Here is a 17,455-nt window from a genome sequence, read left to right as displayed (position 1 = left end):
GGATGTCGATTACAACAATGTTAACCCTTATGGTTTCTTCAATGTTGATTTATTCAGCACCACTTATTTTCACAAGTATCGGAGGCGTTTTCTCTGAACGTGGGGGAGTTGTTAACGTTGGACTTGAAGGAATCATGGTTATGGGTGCCTTTTCTGGAGTTGTGTTTAATCTTGAATTTGCACAGGATTTGGGAGCATTAACTCCTTGGTTGGCTTTGCTAGTTGGTGGATTAGTTGGAGCTATCTTCTCTCTCATTCACGCAGTGGCTACAGTTCATTTCCGTGCTGACCATGTTGTCAGTGGTACCGTACTTAACTTGATGGCGCCAGCCTTGGCTGTTTTCTTAGTCAAAGTGCTTTATAACAAGGGACAAACGGATAACTTAACGCAAACTTTTGGACGTTTTGATTTCCCTCTTTTGGCTAATATCCCAGTTATCGGAGATATCTTCTTCAAGTCAACAAGTTTACTTGGTTACCTAGCAATTGCCTTTTCATTCTTAGCGTGGTTTGTCCTTTTTAAAACTCGCTTTGGACTTCGCCTCCGTTCAGTTGGTGAACACCCACAAGCAGCAGATACTTTGGGGATTAATGTCTACAAGATGAGATATCTTGGAGTTGTGATTTCAGGTTTCCTTGGAGGAATCGGTGGAGCTATCTACGCTCAGTCAATTTCCGTTAACTTCTCAGTTACTACCATCGTTGGACCTGGATTTATCGCACTTGCTGCTATGATTTTCGGTAAGTGGAATCCTGTTGGAGCTATGCTTTCAAGTCTCTTCTTCGGACTATCACAAAGTTTGGCGGTTATCGGTTCTCAACTTCCTTTCTTGCAAGGAGTTCCAGCCGTTTACTTGCAAATTGCACCATATCTCTTGACCATCGTCGTCCTAGCAGCCTTCTTTGGTAAAGCAGTTGCACCGAAGGCAGATGGTATCAACTATATCAAATCTAAATAAACAAAAAAGCGTCAGTTTGAAACTGACGTTTTATTGTTTAGGTTCTTGGTGTGTGAGGTTTAAGCCCCAGGGAACAAGATTTTCTGTTTTATTACGAATACGATTGATATTATCTTTGTGGCGGATAATAATTAAACCTGCGAGAGCTAGGATAATCGCTACGAATAATAAATCGTAACTTGGCAGTAGGAAACCGATAAGCGGAAAGAGGATCACCCCAAGTACAGCTGCGAGAGCAGCAGTAACACTAGAGAGAGAAATCATGCTTCCTAGATATAGAGTTCCAAAGAAGACAACTGCTAGATAGAGGCAAAATAGAGGAGCAAATCCGAAAATGACTCCAGCACTAGTTGCGACAGCCTTTCCTCCTTTAAATCCTGCAAATACCGGGAAGGTATGCCCAATCACAGCTAAAAGGCCAAAGACTAGAGGTGAAACACCTTGAACATGAAAGATAAGTGGAAGCAAGGTTGCGATGGTTCCTTTGAAAAAGTCAATCACGAAGGTTGCCATACCCGCTTTCTTACCTAAAATACGAAAGGTATTGGTCGTTCCAGTATTACCTGAACCATGTTCTCTTAGATTGATCTTAAAGAAGATTTGCCCAATCCACAGTCCTGAAGGGATAGAACCCAATAAATAAGCTAAAATTAATAATACTATTGTCATCATGCTTCTATTATACCATGAAATAGGAGAGAAACGGAAAGGAATCTTTTCTCAAATTGTGACATCTGATACTTTATGTAAGTAGATAAATTTTCTCATGAACACTATTGTTCGGAAATTAAGGCTAAAGTTTTAAAAATTCATGGTAACTTCTGAAAATCCTTGATTTTGTGTTTATTTATGCTATAATAGGAACAATTATTTTTAGGAGGTGGAATATGTCTTATTTATTCGAGATATTACCAAGTTTATTGAGCGGTGCTACAATGACTATACAAGTTTTTGCACTGGTCTTGCTCTTTTCAATCCCTTTAGGTATTTTGATTGCCTTTTGCTTACAGGTCCATTGGAAACCCCTCCATTACATAATTGATGTTTATATCTGGGTGATGCGTGGGACACCCTTACTTTTGCAACTAATTTTTATTTATTATGTCCTACCAAGTATCGGAATTCGATTGGACCGGGTGCCAGCAGCTATTATTGCTTTTACGCTTAATTATGCAGCCTACTTTGCAGAAATATTCCGTGGAGGAATTGCAACGATTCCTCAGGGGCAATACGAAGCAGCCAAGGTTTTGAAATTTAATCCTATCGATACCGTTCGCTATATCATCTTGCCACAGGTGACCAAGATTGTCTTACCAAGTGTATTTAACGAGGTTATGAGTTTAGTTAAGGATACTTCTTTGGTCTATGCATTGGGTATTTCAGATTTAATCCTAGCCAGTCGTACTGCAGCCAATAGAGATGCTAGTTTGATTCCAATGTTTCTAGCAGGAGCTATTTATCTGCTTATGATTGGTATCGTTACAATTTTAGCTAAGAAACTTGAGAAGAAGTTCAGCTACTATAGATAGGAGGTTATCCATGTTAGAATTAAGAAATATCAGCAAAAAATTTGGGAAAAAAGAAATTTTATCCAATTTCAGTTTAACAATTTCTGAAAAGCAAATTTTGGCCATTGTTGGCCCTTCTGGTGGTGGGAAGACTACCTTGCTTAGAATGTTAGCTGGACTTGAGACCATTGATTCAGGAGAGATTTTTTATAATGGAGAATCCCTACCTTTGGATGAACTTGAAAAGCGCCACTTGTTAGGTTTTGTTTTTCAAGATTTTCAGCTTTTTCCTCACTTATCCGTTATGGAAAACTTGATTTTGTCACCTATCAAGACTATGGGGATGTCTGAAACAGATGCAAAGAAGAAGGCGGTCGACTTATTAACTCGTCTGGGACTCGAAGCTCATGCAGATGCTTATCCATACTCATTATCTGGTGGTCAAAAGCAACGGGTTGCCTTAGCGCGCGCTATGATGATAGATCCTGAAGTGATTGGTTATGACGAACCAACTTCAGCCCTTGACCCAGAGTTGCGTCTCGAGGTTGAAAAACTGATCCTACAAAATCGAGAATTAGGCATGACTCAAATTGTCGTGACTCACGATCTCCAGTTTGCAGAGAATATTGCTGATCAGATTCTCAAAGTAGAGCCTAAGTAGGAGGTGTCTATGAATCTAAAGAAAATCAGTCTTGTTTTGGTATTCTTTCTGGCTTTTTTCCTAGTAGGATGTACGCAAAAAGCTAGTGATCCCAAAGTCGATAATTGGGATAAATACCAACAACAAGGAAGCATTACTATTGGATTTGACAATACCTTTGTTCCTATGGGCTTTGAAGAAAAGAATGGGCAATATGTCGGATTTGATATTGACTTAGCCCAGGCTGTTTCTGAGAAACTGGGGTTCAAGGTACAGTTTCAACCCATTGATTGGGATATGAAGGAAACAGAACTTCAAAACGGCACTATTGATGCTATCTGGAATGGATATTCAGCGACTGATGAACGCCGTGAAAAGGTTGCTTTTACCATTCCCTACATGGAAAATCAACAAGTTCTCGTCTCTAAAAAATCGCAAAATATCCAGTCGGTTTCGGATATGAAAAATAAGATTTTGGGAGCCCAAGCAGGTTCTTCTGGTTATCTAGATTTTGAAGCTCAGCCAGAACTCTTGAAAAACATTGTAAAAGATCAGAAAGCCAACCAATATCAGAGTTTTAATGAAGCCTTGATTGACTTGCAAAATGATCGGATTGATGCCCTTTTAATTGACCGTGTTTACGCCAATTATTATCTTGAAACTGAAGGAATTTTAGACCAGTATGAGATTTTCCCAGCTGGTTTTGAGAGTGAGTCTTTTGCAGTTGGAGTAAGACCAGCAGATAAGACCTTGTTAGCAAATTTGAATCAAGCTTTTGTGGAACTCTATCAAGAAGGTAAATTCCAAGAAATTAGCCAAAAATGGTTTGGTGAAGATATAGCAACAAGCCAAGTTAAAGGAAAAGAAAACTGAGACTCGCGTCTTGGTTTCTTTTTTTAGGGTGGAAATGAGTGCTTTTTTTACTAAAAAGGACTTGTGAATAGGCTTTTTAACTTGAAAATTTTGCAAAATCCTTAGAAAACCTGTAAAATAGTAAAGATGAACGAATAGGAGGTTCCTTGTGTCAAAAAAGGAAATCAATATTAACAATTATAATGATGACGCCATTCAGGTGCTAGAAGGGTTGGATGCGGTCCGTAAACGTCCAGGGATGTATATCGGATCGACCGATGGTGCTGGTCTCCACCACCTAGTCTGGGAAATCGTCGATAATGCGGTCGATGAAGCTCTGTCTGGGTTCGGCGATCGTATTGATGTGACCATTAATAAAGACGGCAGTTTAACGGTTCAAGACCACGGACGTGGAATGCCGACTGGGATGCACGCTATGGGAATTCCAACTGTTGAGGTTATCTTTACTATCCTTCACGCCGGAGGGAAATTCGGTCAGGGTGGTTATAAGACATCAGGAGGTCTTCACGGGGTTGGATCTTCTGTCGTCAATGCCCTCTCTAGTTGGCTAGAGGTAGAAATTACTCGTGATGGGGCTGTTTACAAACAACGCTTTGAAAATGGTGGCAAGCCAGTTACGACTCTTAAAAAGGTGGGGACAGCACCCAAGTCTAAGACAGGTACTAAGGTTACCTTCATGCCGGATGCTAGTATCTTTTCTACGACTGACTTCAAGTACAATACCATTTCAGAGCGCCTCAATGAGTCAGCTTTTCTCTTGAAGAATGTAACCTTGTCATTAACGGACAAGCGAACAGATGAAGCAATCGAATTCCACTATGAGAATGGAGTACAGGACTTTGTTTCTTATCTCAATGAAGACAAGGAAACCTTGACGCCAGTCCTTTACTTTGAAGGAGAAGACAATGGTTTCCAAGTAGAAGTAGCCCTCCAGTATAATGATGGATTCTCAGATAACATCTTGTCCTTTGTCAATAACGTCCGTACCAAAGACGGTGGAACGCATGAGACAGGACTCAAGTCTGCCATTACCAAAGTCATGAATGACTATGCGCGAAAAACTGGCCTTCTCAAAGAAAAAGATAAAAACCTAGAAGGTTCAGATTACCGTGAAGGATTAGCGGCAGTTCTTTCCATCCTTGTTCCGGAAGAACACCTTCAGTTTGAAGGACAGACCAAGGATAAACTGGGAAGTCCCCTTGCTCGTCCCGTTGTAGATGGGATTGTAGCTGATAAGTTGACCTTCTTCCTCATGGAAAATGGGGAATTAGCTTCAAATCTGATTCGTAAAGCTATCAAGGCGCGTGATGCCCGTGAAGCGGCTCGTAAGGCGCGTGATGAGAGCCGAAATGGCAAGAAAAACAAAAAAGATAAGGGATTGCTTTCTGGGAAATTAACGCCAGCCCAGTCTAAAAATCCAGCTAAGAATGAACTTTACCTAGTCGAGGGTGATTCTGCCGGTGGATCTGCTAAACAAGGACGTGATCGTAAGTTCCAGGCTATTTTGCCTCTTCGTGGTAAGGTCATCAATACAGCCAAAGCCAAAATGGCAGATATCCTCAAAAATGAAGAAATCAACACTATGATTTATACCATCGGTGCCGGTGTAGGAGCAGACTTCTCCCTTGAAGATGCCAACTATGATAAGATCATTATCATGACCGATGCGGACACCGATGGTGCCCACATTCAAACCCTTCTCTTAACCTTCTTTTATCGCTACATGCGTCCACTAGTCGAGGCAGGACACGTCTATATCGCCCTTCCGCCTCTTTACAAGATGTCCAAAGGTAAAGGCAAAAAAGAAGAAGTGGCCTATGCTTGGACTGATGGAGAGCTAGAAGAACTTCGCAAACAGTTTGGTAAAGGCGCTACCCTTCAACGCTATAAAGGTCTTGGTGAAATGAATGCGGACCAACTCTGGGAAACAACTATGAATCCAGAGACTCGAACTCTCATTCGTGTCACGATCGAAGACTTAGCACGCGCAGAACGCCGCGTCAATGTCCTCATGGGTGATAAGGTTGAACCACGTCGTAAGTGGATTGAAGATAATGTCAAATTTACGCTGGAAGAGAGTGGGGAGATGGTGTTTTGAGATGTTAATTACAAGATTACTTAGAAAAATAAAGAATTATTTTATAAATAATGAAGCAAGTAGTCTAAAATTTTTAAAAATCTTAGATAGTACAGATTATCTTGCTAAAAATACTAGAGTTAAGATGATTAAGTATTTGCTTTATATGTTTATTATAGGGATATTAATGAATATTTTTATTGAGATTGATAAAAAGGTTCCGTCTGAATATATAAATAACTTTATATCTTTGCTTTTACTTCTTGTAATAACAGTTTTAGTAATGCTTGGTTATAATTTTTTGATCCTGTTTATCTTTTATCTGTTCAAAGATTTTTATCATAGTTATTTAAAAAAGAGATTGAATATGAGACGAGTGTTTGCCACTTTATCATTTGTTAAAAATTTTCGGATGAAACTTTTAGTATTAATGATTGTGGCTGCATTTATTATAGGCTCTCTGACTATCTATATGGTTCAAAATAATAATAATTTAAAAATAGTAGAGAGTTTTATAAATTTTCCATTTAAGGAGTATGACTTGAACTGCGAATTGAATTCTGAAGTTTGGGCGTTTTGGTTGATAATCTTTTTGGTGTCGATTGCTTCTTGCCTTTCATTTTATATCGTTTTAAAATCTCAGAATATTTTTGAATTAGAAGGTATGGAATTGGAAAATCGTCTCATACTTGGAGTTCTTGCGATAGTAACATTCATTGTTGGAGTTGATATTGATAAAGTTAGACCGATAGGTATTGCTCTTCTAGTATTGATTATTCAAACAGCATTTTTTGAATTTCGTCAGTCACAATTTCTTTCAAAAATGTATGATAAAGCCCAACAAATTTTCCAAGAGCAGCTTCTTAAAAACGAAGATGGTATTGATTACAATAGGCTAGTAGAATGTTATTATTATGGTGGTGAGAAATATAAAGAGAAGTTGCTGAGTACGAAGAAATTTTTAGTTATTATTGTTAAAAATGAGTTGAAATCACTAAAAGATTTGAAAAACTATGATGACTATAAACTTTATAAAGCGATTAGAGCAAGAAATATATAAAGTCAATTTTTACAATTAAACAACTCGGTTATCGATGAACCATATTTTAAATTTAATCATAGTATTCACAAGGATAATAATATGAATGTTGAAATGTTTGAAGAATTGATTAAAGCGATTGATTCAACTGATTGGATTTCCAATTGGATTCAAATAGGTATAGGTGGTTTTTCAATTCTAATACCTATAATTTACGCAACTTGGATTTCAAAAAAAGATACTAAAGAAATTGATGAACGACAACGAAGGCTAGAAATTATTCAGTCTTCAATCGCGAAAAATATTGTAGAACTGACAGGTCAACAAAAGCAACTATCTGAAACTCAAAAAAAGGTTGAAGAGAGTTTAAGAGAACTTAAAGAAATGGCTCGACAATCAAGGAAGTCAAATCTATTAAAATTACAAAGTGATTTCCCAATATTCTATAGAGCACTAGATGATTTTGAATGGGAATATAACAAACTTTTGAATTCTATTAATGATTTTAATTCTAAAAAGAATTTATCTTATAATATTGAAGATGAAATAGGTGAAATATTCGCAGCAATTGAGGATTTAATTGAATCAGAAATTAATCATCTGAATACCGAAGAAGTTCCGCCGTTGGCTCTAGCTTATTTTAACAAACTATTAAGAGCTTTAAACTCTTTATCAAAGTATTTTTCTACAAACTTTGATGATGTCCAATGTACTAATTTTATAATTGATGATTTTTTAAGAATAAAGATTGCTAGAGAAGAATTACTTGTTTTTGTATATAATTGAAAATCTTTAGATAATTTAGTTTTATAGAACTTGTATAGTTTTTTTAGCTTTTTAAATCTTAAGAAACTGTTCGATATAATAAATCTGTTACCTCATAGAAAAAGAGGGGGAACCACATGAGAAATGACCAGGAAATGCTTGCCCTGATTTTACAAATAGCTAAAAAGTTACAGGTTGATGCTGTGGCTCTATCTGGTTCGCGTACAAACCAAAAGATTCAAAAAGATGATTTTCAAGACTATGATGTTGTCTATATTGTGGATGGCTTAGATTATCTGACGAGTGACCTTTCTTGGTTGGACCAGTTTGGCAAGCGCATCATTGAGCAGCATAACGTACTTGACCATCGCCATCTGTACCTCATGCTCTTTGAAGATGGCAATCGGATCGATTTGACCCTCTGCCCCAAAGAGCACATCAAAGAGTGGGTGGATAGTGAAGCAGATTTCACGGTGCTGAATGACCCGCAGGGGCTCTTTGTCCCTTATGCACCGACGCCTAAGCGCTATTGGACGTCACCAACCAGTGCGACTGACTTTGACAAATCTTGCAATGAATTTTGGTGGGTGTCAGCCTACGTGGTCAAAGGAATTTGTCGTAAGCAACTTCTCTATGCGACTGACCATCTCTACGGTATTTGCCAGCAAGAACTCTTGAAAATCTTAGCTTGGAAGGTCGCAAGTGATAGAGGTGCTGTCGACATCGGTAAGAACTACAAGTACCTCTTTAACTACTTGCCTTCTGAGAAGGAGAAGGAATTCTTTGCTCTTCTTGATTTCTCAAGTTTAGACAAAATTACTCAGTCTTTATTAGCAACCATGGAATTTTTCCACCAGGAAGCTCAATATCTTGCTCAAAAGATGGGATTTGACTATGATATGGAAGTAGCTGAGAAGATGATTCAGTATGCTGAGGAAAAACTTCCTAATCACTCAGTAAATAAAGAACACAAATTATAATTTTAAACCACAGAAAGGGTCGTTTGGTTATTTATAGTGACTGAACAACTTTTCCATAAAAACTACTCTACATTCTTTGAAAGGAGTTGAACACGCCCTAAATGTTGTGTGAAAAAGATAAATTCTCTTGTGAGCATCGCTCACTGTAAGAATTTCCTATTTTCACTTTGCATTTTACGGGCTTTGTATCCTATATGAGTAATATCCAAAACATGTCCTTAGAGGACATCATGGGAGAGCGCTTTGGTCGCTACTCCAAATACATCATTCAAGACCGGGCTTTGCCAGACATTCGGGATGGATTGAAGCCGGTTCAACGCCGTATTCTTTATTCTATGAATAAGGATGGCAATACTTTTGACAAGAGCTACCGTAAGTCGGCTAAGTCTGTCGGAAATATCATGGGGAATTTCCACCCACACGGGGATTCTTCTATCTATGACGCCATGGTTCGTATGTCTCAGGACTGGAAAAACCGTGAGATTCTAGTTGAAATGCACGGTAATAATGGTTCGATGGACGGAGATCCGCCTGCGGCAATGCGTTATACAGAGGCTCGTTTGTCTGAGATTGCAGGCTATCTCCTTCAAGATATCGAGAAAAAGACAGTTCCCTTTGCTTGGAACTTTGACGATACAGAGAAAGAGCCAACTGTCTTGCCAGCAGCTTTTCCGAATCTTTTGGTCAATGGTTCAACTGGGATTTCAGCTGGGTATGCCACAGATATTCCACCGCATAATTTGGCTGAGGTTATCGATGCGACAGTCTACATGATTGATCACCCAACTGCCAAGGTTGATAAGCTCATGGAATTCTTGCCTGGACCAGACTTCCCTACAGGAGCCATTATTCAAGGACGAGACGAAATCAAAAAGGCCTATGAAACTGGTAAAGGGCGCGTGGTTGTTCGTTCTAAGACTGAAATCGAGAAACTGAAAGGTGGTAAGGAGCAAATCGTTATCACTGAGATTCCCTATGAGATTAATAAGGCTAACTTGGTCAAGAAAATAGATGAAGTCCGTGTCAATAATAAGGTGGCAGGTATCGCTGAAGTTCGAGATGAGTCTGACCGTGACGGTCTTCGTATTGCTATCGAACTCAAGAAAGATGCGAACACTGAGCTTGTTCTCAACTATCTTTTCAAGTATACTGACTTGCAAATCAACTACAACTTCAACATGGTAGCGATTGACAATTTCACCCCTCGTCAGGTTGGAATTGTGCCTATCTTATCTAGCTATATTGCCCACCGTCGTGAGGTCATCTTGGCACGTTCTCGCTTTGACAAGGAAAAGGCTGAAAAACGTCTCCATATCGTGGAAGGTTTGATTCGTGTCATCTCTATTTTAGATGAAGTCATTGCTCTTATCCGTGCTTCTGAGAACAAGGCTGATGCCAAAGAGAACCTCAAGGTCAGTTATGATTTTACTGAAGAGCAGGCTGAAGCTATTGTTACCTTGCAACTATACCGTTTGACCAATACAGACGTAGTTGTCTTGCAGGAAGAAGAAGCAGAACTTCGCGAAAAAATTGCTATGCTGGCAGCAATCATTGGTGACGAAAGGACTATGTATAATCTCATGAAGAAAGAACTTCGTGAGGTTAAGAAGAAATTTGCGACACCTCGTTTGAGTTCTTTAGAAGACACAGCAAAAGTCATTGAGATTGATACAGCTAGTTTGATTTCTGAAGAAGATACATACGTCAGCGTAACTAAAGCAGGCTACATTAAACGTACTAGTCCACGTTCTTTTGCAGCTTCAACACTTGAAGAGATTGGTAAACGGGATGATGACCGATTACTATTTATCCAATCTGTCAAGACAACTCAACATCTCTTAATCTTTACAACACTAGGAAATGTAATCTACCGTCCTGTCCATGAATTAGCAGATATTCGTTGGAAGGATATCGGGGAGCACTTGAGCCAAACGATTACAAACTTTGAAACCAATGAAGAAGTGCTATACGTAGAAGTTGTGGATCAGTTTGAAGATGCGACAACCTACTTTGCAGCGACCCGCCTTGGTCAAATCAAACGTGTCGAACGCAAAGAATTCTCTCCATGGAGAACCTATCGCTCTAAGTCTGTCAAATATGCTAAGTTGAAAGATAATACTGATCAGATTGTAGCAGTAGCTCCGATTAAACTGGATGATGTTCTCTTGATTAGTCGAAACGGTTATGCCCTCCGCTTTAACATCGAAGAAGTGCCAGTTATCGGTGCCAAAGCTGCAGGTGTCAAAGCCATGAATCTCAAAGCAGATGATGTGATACAAGCAGCCTTTATCTGCAACACTTCATCTTTCTATCTTTTGACGCATCGTGGAAGTCTTAAGCGCGTTTCGATTGAGGAAATTCCAGCAACCAGTCGTGCTAATCGTGGTCTTCAAGTCCTTAGAGAATTGAAGAGTAAACCACATCGTGTCTTCCTTGCTGGTGCAGTATCAGAGCAAGGATTTATTGGAGATCTCTTTAGTACAGAAGTAGAAGATGGCGAGCAAACGCTTGTCATCCAATCAAATAATGGAACGACTTACGAAGCAATCCTACAATATTTGAATCTATCGGAACGCACAAGCAATGGAAGCTTCATTTCAGATAGCATTTCTGATGAAGAAGTTTTTGATGCTTATCTCAAAGAAATCTTTAAAGAAATCAAAGAAAATTAAAAATCGGTCCTAGTGACTGATTTTTTATAAGTAAAATTTTCAGAAAATTACAAATAATACTTGAATTTTTAGGAGAATAGTGTAGAATAGAACACAAAGCTTGATTAGAATAAAGGAGATTGTCATGACAGTTACGATCGATTGGGAAAATCTCGGTTTTTCCTATATGAAACTACCTTATCGTTATATCGCTTATTTTAAAGATGGACAATGGACTCAAGGAGAATTAACAGAAGATGCGACCTTGCATATCTCAGAATCATCTCCAAGTCTTCACTATGGACAACAAGCATTTGAAGGATTGAAAGCCTATCGTACAAAGGATGGCAGTATTCAACTCTTCCGTCCAGATGAAAATGCTAAGCGTCTGCAACGCACCTGTGATCGTCTTTTGATGCCTCAAGTTCCAACAGAAATGTTTGTAGAGGCTTGTAAAGCCGTTGTTCGTGCTAATGAGGAATACGTACCACCTTATGGAACTGGTGGAACCCTCTACCTCCGTCCACTCTTGATTGGTGTTGGAGATATCATTGGGGTAAAACCAGCTGAGGAGTATATTTTTACCATCTTTGCTATGCCAGTTGGAAATTACTTTAAGGGTGGATTGGTTCCAACGAATTTCTTGATTCAAGATGAGTATGACCGTGCTGCACCAAATGGAACAGGGGCTGCCAAGGTCGGTGGGAACTATGCAGCTAGTCTTTTGCCAGGAAAAATGGCTAAATCCCGTCGTTTCTCAGATGTTATTTATCTTGACCCTTCAACTCACACCAAGATTGAAGAAGTTGGTTCAGCAAACTTCTTTGGAATTACAACTGATAATGAGTTTGTAACCCCATTGAGTCCGTCAATCTTGCCATCGATTACCAAGTACTCATTACTTTATTTGGCAGAGCATCGTTTGGGCTTGAAGCCTGTTGAGGGAGATGTACCAATTGATAGTCTGGATCGATTTGTAGAAGCAGGTGCCTGCGGTACTGCGGCAGTTATCTCACCAATTGGAGGAATCCAACATGGTGATGACTTCCACGTTTTCTACAGTGAGACAGAGGTTGGTCCAGTGACTCGTAAACTATACGATGAATTGACAGGTATTCAATTTGGTGACATTGAAGCACCAGAAGGTTGGATTGTAAAAGTAGATTAAAAATTATTAAAGGAGATCTTTATGAAAACGAAAAAGTGGATGTTAACAGCAGGAGTGGTCCTGAGTACAGCAGTTCTTCTTGTAGCTTGTGGTAAAGCCGACAAGGAAGCAGATGCGCCTACAACTTTCTCTTATGTCTATGGAGTAGACCCATCATCTTTGGACTACAGTATCGCAACTCGTACTTCAACAACTGATATCATCGGTAACGTCGTTGATGGTTTGTTGGAAAACGATGAATATGGGAATTTGATTCCTTCCCTCGCTGAGGATTGGAGTGTCTCACAAGACGGTTTGACTTATACTTATAAACTTCGTAAAGGGGTTAAATGGTACACGTCAGAAGGTGAAGAATACGCTGAAGTAACTGCGCATGACTTTGTTACTGGATTGAAACACGTAGCTGATGGCAAATCAGACGGTGTCACTCTTATTCAAAACTCAATTAAGGGCTTGAATGAATATATGACTGGTGAGACTAACGACTTCTCAACAGTTGGAGTTAAGGCAGTGGATGATTATACTGTTGAGTACACTCTAAACGCACCTGAAACTTTCTGGAATTCCAAAGTAACTTCAGCAACTATGTTGCCAGTAAATGAAGAATTTCTCAAAGCATCAGGTAAAAATTACGGAACGGTCAGCCCAGCAGGTATTCTTTATAATGGTCCATATATCCTGAAGACATTGACTTCAAAATCTTTAATCGAATATGAAAAGAACCCAAATTATTGGGATAAAGAGAAGGTTAAAATCGAGAAAGTTAAATTAACTTACTATGATGGATCAGACCAAGAATCCTTGATCCGTAGCTTCTCTTCAGGTGTTTACACAACAGCTCGCCTCTTCCCAAGTAGCTCAAACTTTGCTTCTACTTTGGAACAATACGGGGATAAAATTACCTATAGTCCACAGGATTCAACTAGTTACTACTTTACCTTTAACGTAAACCGTCAATCTTTCAATAAGACAGCGAAAACAAGTGAAGAACAGAAAACTTCTACAAAAGAAGCAATGCTGAACAAGGACTTCCGTCAAGCCATCAACTTTGCCTTCAACCGTCATTCTTATGCTGCCCAACTCAATGGTGAAGATGGTGCGGACAAGATTATTCGTAACAGCTTAGTACCAGATAACTTTGTACAATCTGGTGGTAAAAACTTTGGTGATATCGCTCAAAAAGAATTGGTCAACTATGGAGACCAATGGAAAGGTGTTGAGCTCGTCGACGGAAAAGATACCATCTACAATCCTGACAAAGCCAAAGCTTCATTTGAAAAAGCTAAGAAAGAGTTGGAAGCAAAAGGTGTAACCTTCCCAATTCACTTGGATGTCCCAGTTGAACAGACAAATACAATTGCTGTTCAGCAAAGCAATTCCTTCAAGCAATCAATCGAATCAACTCTTGGTTCTGAAAATGTCGTCATCGATGTCCTTCAAATGACTGACAATGAAAAGGAAAGTATTACATCACAAGCGCGTGTTCCTGCTCAAAAAGACTATGATTTGAATAATACTGGATGGGCTCCAAGTTATCAAGACCCAGCAAGTTATCTCAATATCATGGATCCTAAGACCGGTTCTGCTATGAAACACCTTGGTATTACTAAAGGAAAAGACAAGGAAGTAGTAGCTCAACTTGGTTTAGACCAATATAAGAAACTCCTAGATGATGCAGTTTCTGAGACAAACGATTTGAATAAGAGATATGAAAAATATGCTAAAGCCCAAGCTTGGCTCACAGATAGCTCTCTCTTGATACCGACAGCCTCATCAGGTGGTTCACCAGTTGTCAGCAACATCGTTCCTTTCTCAAAACCATACTCACAAGTTGGTATTAAGGGTGATCCATACATCTTCAAGGGAATGAAATTGCAAAAAGAGATTGTAACTGCTAAAGAATATCAAGCAGCTCTTGAAAAATGGCAAAAAGAAAAATTGGAATCAAACAATAAATACCAAAAAGAACTAGAAAGTCATGTCAAATAAAACAGACTAGTACTTTTGGAATAAAGGGGCCTATATGGAATGGATTAAACTAATAGGGATACTTATCATTATGGTTGGTTTTATCTATAAGTTAGATACAATCGCAACGGTAGTCTTAGCTAGTTTAGTTACAGCTCTAGTTTCTGGAGTTTCTCTTGTTGAATTCTTGGAAATTTTGGGAAAAGAATTTAGTAATCAACGAGTTCTTACGATTTTTATGGTAACCTTGCCACTGGTAGGTTTATCTGAAACTTTTGGCCTCAAGCAACGTTCGATTGACTTGATTCAAAAGATTAAAGGTCTGACCGTAGGAAGTTTTTATACAGTGTATTTCTTTTTTCGGGAACTCGATAGCTTCTTTGCCATTCGTCTAGGAGGACATCCGCAGTTTGTAAGGCCTTTGGTTCAACCTATGGGACAAGCAGCAGCAGAGTCTCAATTATGTAGAAAATTAACGGAGCAGGAGAGCGAAGCGCTAAAAGCGCGTGCTGCAGCAAATGATAATTTTGCAAATTTCTTTGCTCAGAACACTTTCGTTGGTGCAGGTGGTGTCCTCTTGGTGGGGGGCACTCTGGACCAATTAGGTTATGAAAGTAATTATGCAGGCATTGCTTCGGCTTCTCTTATTGTTGCAGGAGTTGCCCTACTTGTGGTAGGGATTTACAATTACTTATTTGATAGAAAACTGCTAGCGAATAAGATTAGTAAAGGAAAAGAAGAATGACCAATCTAGCAAGACAGTTATTAGAGTTAACCTATATTGTGATTGGTTGTCAATTCCTTCATACGGCTTATTGTAGCTATAAAGATAAAACAAACCCAGTTCGCTTTGGAACAGCTGGGTTTTGGGCTTTATTGGGCATCAGTTTTATCGGTGGCTCTTATCTACCTTCTATCTGTATTGGAGTTATCGTAGTGCTATTAGCCCTGCTAACTCTCTTTAAACAGGTTCGTATCGGAACCTTACCGTCTCTGGATGAAGTCAAGGCAAACATTGAAGCTAAACGACTAAAGAATAAAATTTTTATTCCGGTCATGTTAATGGCTTTGATTGCTTTGGTATTAGCAAAAATGATCCCTGACTTTAGTAAGATTGCTATCAGCCTTGCAGCATTTTTTGCAACCATCTCTCTTTTATTGATTACTAAGAATTCTCCTAAAAGCTTGTTAGCAGAAAATAATCGCATGGTTCAGCAAGTCTCAACTAGTGGGATTGTGCCTCAACTTTTAGGGGCTTTGGGAGCAATTTTTACCGTTGCAGGCGTTGGAGACTTGATTTCGCATTTAATAAGCGGTTTAGTTCCTTCGGGTAGTCGTTTTATGGGTGTAGTGGCTTATGTCCTTGGGATGGTTCTATTCTCCATGATAATGGGGAATGCATTTGCTGCCTTCACGGTTATTACTGCTGGAATTGGTGTTCCCTTTGTATTTGCCTTGGGAGCTGACCCAATCGTGGCTGCAGCTCTAGCAATGACGGCAGGTTGCTGTGGAACCTTATTGACTCCAATGGCGGCTAACTTTAATGCTTTACCGGCAGCTCTCCTGGATATGAAAGATCCAAATGGGGTTATCAAAGCGCAGGTAGGAGTAGCTATTGTCATGATTATCATCCATGTGTTTTTGATGTATTTTTTGGCATTTTAGCAAAGGAAATAAAATGAAAATATTAGTAACAGGTTTTGATCCTTTCGGTGGTGAAACGGTCAATCCAGCCTTGGAAGCTGTTAAATCATTACCGTCAGAGATTCATGGCGCAGAGGTTCATTGGGTAGCAATCCCAACGGTATTTTATAAAGCAGCAGAGGTATTAGAAACAGCAATCGTCCGCTATCAGCCAGATGCGGTGCTTTGCATCGGCCAAGCAGGAGGAAGAGCTAGTCTAACTCCTGAGCGAGTTGCCATCAACCAAGATGATGCTAGAATTCCTGATAACCAAGGGAATCAGCCGATTGACACTCCTATACGCCAGGATGGTCAAGCAGCCTATTTTAGCACACTACCGATCAAAGCAATGGTACAAGCCATAAAAGAGGAAAGGCTACCAGCTACAGTTTCCAATACAGCAGGAACCTTTGTTTGCAATCATTTGATGTATCAGGCTCTCTATTTAGCGGATAAAAAATTTCCACATATGAGATCAGGCTTTATGCATATTCCTTATATGACAGAACAAGTGGTAAATAAGCCTAATACAGCATCTATGAATTTAACTGATATCGTCAGAGGTATCGAAGCTGCGATTGGTGCTATCGTAGATTATAAAGATAAGGACATAAAATTAGTGGGTGGGACAACCCACTAACAATGAGTCTTCCCTAGATTAAAAAATTAGATTCTCTCACAAAAACTCTTTATCAAGGCTGCCCTTATAAAGAGTTTTTTCTTGCCAGTTTTTTAAATTTCTTGTACAATAGGAAGAGTGAAAAGAGGTATGGTATGAGTAAAAAAGATAAAAAAATTGAAATTCAATTAACTGACGCGACTGTTTTAGTTGGTAAGGAAAAGTATGAAGGATATACTTTAACGATTGGTAAAAAGGTTATTGGTGAAATTGCTGAACTAGATAATCAATTTGCGATCATAAAGAATGGAAATGTCGATAGTTTTTATAAAAAACTTGAAAAAGCTGTGGAAATTTTGATTGAAAACTATAATTTAGCAAAATAAAGCTTGTTTTTTGTAAATTTTCATGATATAATTGTTTTTGTTGAACATTGGAGAGATAGCGAAGAGGCTAAACGCGGCGGACTGTAAATCCGCTCCTTCGGGTTCGGGGGTTCGAATCCCTCTCTCTCCATTTCACTTT

16 protein-coding genes and 1 tRNA gene are annotated in these 17,455 nt (G+C 39.1%); 16 read left to right on the top strand and 1 reads right to left on the bottom strand.

Annotated elements, in window-relative coordinates; genetic code table 11:
• Positions 1–2 precede the first annotated feature (2 nt).
• Positions 3–959 (top strand): ABC transporter permease, encoded by a 957-nt coding sequence (locus AXE83_RS06875; RefSeq protein WP_049509105.1) that lies wholly within the window; start codon positions 3–5, stop codon positions 957–959.
• A gap of 30 nt (positions 960–989) precedes the next feature.
• Here AXE83_RS06875 and plsY read toward each other — a convergent pair whose 3' ends face one another.
• Positions 990–1,631 carry a glycerol-3-phosphate 1-O-acyltransferase PlsY gene (plsY, locus tag AXE83_RS06870; protein WP_049504383.1) on the bottom strand — a complete coding sequence of 214 codons (642 nt, stop codon included), beginning with the start codon at positions 1,629–1,631 and terminating at the stop codon, positions 990–992.
• 215 nt (positions 1,632–1,846) lie between these two features.
• Between plsY and AXE83_RS06865 the strand changes: the two genes are divergently transcribed.
• The 15 genes from AXE83_RS06865 (at position 1,847) to AXE83_RS06795 (ending at position 17,446) form a co-directional block, all read left to right on the top strand.
• Positions 1,847–2,488, top strand: coding sequence for an amino acid ABC transporter permease (locus AXE83_RS06865; protein WP_060955895.1), 642 nt, complete (start codon positions 1,847–1,849; stop codon positions 2,486–2,488).
• 10 nt (positions 2,489–2,498) lie between these two features.
• Complete coding sequence (locus tag AXE83_RS06860) at positions 2,499–3,128, top strand: amino acid ABC transporter ATP-binding protein (RefSeq protein WP_060955894.1); 630 nt, start codon at positions 2,499–2,501, stop codon at positions 3,126–3,128.
• Positions 3,129–3,137: 9 nt separating this feature from the next.
• Positions 3,138–3,980 (top strand): amino acid ABC transporter substrate-binding protein, encoded by an 843-nt coding sequence (locus AXE83_RS06855; protein ID WP_060955893.1) that lies wholly within the window; start codon positions 3,138–3,140, stop codon positions 3,978–3,980.
• Positions 3,981–4,128: 148 nt separating this feature from the next.
• The gene (gene parE, locus AXE83_RS06850; RefSeq protein ID WP_060955892.1) at positions 4,129–6,078 is read left to right on the top strand and encodes a DNA topoisomerase IV subunit B; all 1,950 of its coding nucleotides are present in this window, start codon (positions 4,129–4,131) and stop codon (positions 6,076–6,078) included.
• Position 6,079: 1 nt separating this feature from the next.
• Positions 6,080–7,117, top strand: coding sequence for a hypothetical protein (locus AXE83_RS06845; RefSeq protein ID WP_060955891.1), 1,038 nt, complete (start codon positions 6,080–6,082; stop codon positions 7,115–7,117).
• A gap of 81 nt (positions 7,118–7,198) precedes the next feature.
• Positions 7,199–7,882 (top strand): hypothetical protein, encoded by a 684-nt coding sequence (locus AXE83_RS06840; RefSeq protein WP_060955890.1) that lies wholly within the window; start codon positions 7,199–7,201, stop codon positions 7,880–7,882.
• A 116-nt stretch (positions 7,883–7,998) separates the two neighbouring features.
• The gene (locus AXE83_RS06835; RefSeq protein WP_060955889.1) at positions 7,999–8,841 is read left to right on the top strand and encodes an aminoglycoside 6-adenylyltransferase; all 843 of its coding nucleotides are present in this window, start codon (positions 7,999–8,001) and stop codon (positions 8,839–8,841) included.
• 194 nt (positions 8,842–9,035) lie between these two features.
• Positions 9,036–11,513: a DNA topoisomerase IV subunit A gene (gene parC, locus AXE83_RS06830; protein WP_083500999.1), complete on the top strand. Its 2,478-nt coding sequence runs from the start codon at positions 9,036–9,038 to the stop codon at positions 11,511–11,513.
• A gap of 124 nt (positions 11,514–11,637) precedes the next feature.
• Entirely contained in the window at positions 11,638–12,660 is a 1,023-nt protein-coding gene (locus AXE83_RS06825; protein WP_060955887.1) for a branched-chain amino acid aminotransferase, read from the top strand.
• A gap of 21 nt (positions 12,661–12,681) precedes the next feature.
• Entirely contained in the window at positions 12,682–14,649 is a 1,968-nt protein-coding gene (locus AXE83_RS06820; RefSeq protein WP_060955886.1) for a peptide ABC transporter substrate-binding protein, read from the top strand.
• 34 nt (positions 14,650–14,683) lie between these two features.
• Positions 14,684–15,373: a DUF969 domain-containing protein gene (locus tag AXE83_RS06815; RefSeq protein WP_060955885.1), complete on the top strand. Its 690-nt coding sequence runs from the start codon at positions 14,684–14,686 to the stop codon at positions 15,371–15,373.
• On the top strand, positions 15,370–16,293 hold the full coding sequence (locus tag AXE83_RS06810; protein WP_060955884.1) for a DUF979 domain-containing protein: 924 nt from the start codon (positions 15,370–15,372) through the stop codon (positions 16,291–16,293). The genes AXE83_RS06815 and AXE83_RS06810 overlap by 4 nt, the downstream gene beginning before the upstream one ends.
• 13 nt (positions 16,294–16,306) lie before the next feature.
• Positions 16,307–16,951 (top strand): pyroglutamyl-peptidase I, encoded by a 645-nt coding sequence (gene pcp, locus AXE83_RS06805; RefSeq protein WP_060955883.1) that lies wholly within the window; start codon positions 16,307–16,309, stop codon positions 16,949–16,951.
• 134 nt (positions 16,952–17,085) lie between these two features.
• A complete protein-coding gene (locus AXE83_RS06800) occupies positions 17,086–17,316 on the top strand; it encodes a DUF2969 domain-containing protein (protein WP_000037108.1) in 231 nt (76 codons plus the stop codon).
• 49 nt (positions 17,317–17,365) lie between these two features.
• Positions 17,366–17,446: transfer RNA gene (locus AXE83_RS06795), tRNA-Tyr, on the top strand.
• Positions 17,447–17,455: the final 9 nt, after the last annotated feature.

Origin of the sequence: Streptococcus sp. oral taxon 431 (genome assembly GCF_001553685.1) — a bacterium.
In the GTDB taxonomy this organism is placed as follows: domain Bacteria; phylum Bacillota; class Bacilli; order Lactobacillales; family Streptococcaceae; genus Streptococcus.
Note: the sequence above shows the minus strand (reverse complement) of the source record. Positions and strands in the feature narration are given on the sequence as shown.

What these genes read in the sequence shown, in the direction of transcription:
- AXE83_RS06875 (WP_049509105.1), top strand. Translation starts at nt 3, where the DNA reads ATGTCGATTACAACAATGTTAACCCTTATGGTTTCTTCAATGTTGATT.
- plsY (WP_049504383.1), bottom strand. Translation starts at nt 1,631, where the DNA reads ATGATGACAATAGTATTATTAATTTTAGCTTATTTATTGGGTTCTATC.
- AXE83_RS06865 (WP_060955895.1), top strand. Translation starts at nt 1,847, where the DNA reads ATGTCTTATTTATTCGAGATATTACCAAGTTTATTGAGCGGTGCTACA.
- AXE83_RS06860 (WP_060955894.1), top strand. Translation starts at nt 2,499, where the DNA reads ATGTTAGAATTAAGAAATATCAGCAAAAAATTTGGGAAAAAAGAAATT.
- AXE83_RS06855 (WP_060955893.1), top strand. Translation starts at nt 3,138, where the DNA reads ATGAATCTAAAGAAAATCAGTCTTGTTTTGGTATTCTTTCTGGCTTTT.
- AXE83_RS06845 (WP_060955891.1), top strand. Translation starts at nt 6,080, where the DNA reads ATGTTAATTACAAGATTACTTAGAAAAATAAAGAATTATTTTATAAAT.
- AXE83_RS06840 (WP_060955890.1), top strand. Translation starts at nt 7,199, where the DNA reads ATGAATGTTGAAATGTTTGAAGAATTGATTAAAGCGATTGATTCAACT.
- AXE83_RS06835 (WP_060955889.1), top strand. Translation starts at nt 7,999, where the DNA reads ATGAGAAATGACCAGGAAATGCTTGCCCTGATTTTACAAATAGCTAAA.
- parC (WP_083500999.1), top strand. Translation starts at nt 9,036, where the DNA reads ATGAGTAATATCCAAAACATGTCCTTAGAGGACATCATGGGAGAGCGC.
- AXE83_RS06825 (WP_060955887.1), top strand. Translation starts at nt 11,638, where the DNA reads ATGACAGTTACGATCGATTGGGAAAATCTCGGTTTTTCCTATATGAAA.
- AXE83_RS06820 (WP_060955886.1), top strand. Translation starts at nt 12,682, where the DNA reads ATGAAAACGAAAAAGTGGATGTTAACAGCAGGAGTGGTCCTGAGTACA.
- AXE83_RS06815 (WP_060955885.1), top strand. Translation starts at nt 14,684, where the DNA reads ATGGAATGGATTAAACTAATAGGGATACTTATCATTATGGTTGGTTTT.
- AXE83_RS06810 (WP_060955884.1), top strand. Translation starts at nt 15,370, where the DNA reads ATGACCAATCTAGCAAGACAGTTATTAGAGTTAACCTATATTGTGATT.
- pcp (WP_060955883.1), top strand. Translation starts at nt 16,307, where the DNA reads ATGAAAATATTAGTAACAGGTTTTGATCCTTTCGGTGGTGAAACGGTC.
- AXE83_RS06800 (WP_000037108.1), top strand. Translation starts at nt 17,086, where the DNA reads ATGAGTAAAAAAGATAAAAAAATTGAAATTCAATTAACTGACGCGACT.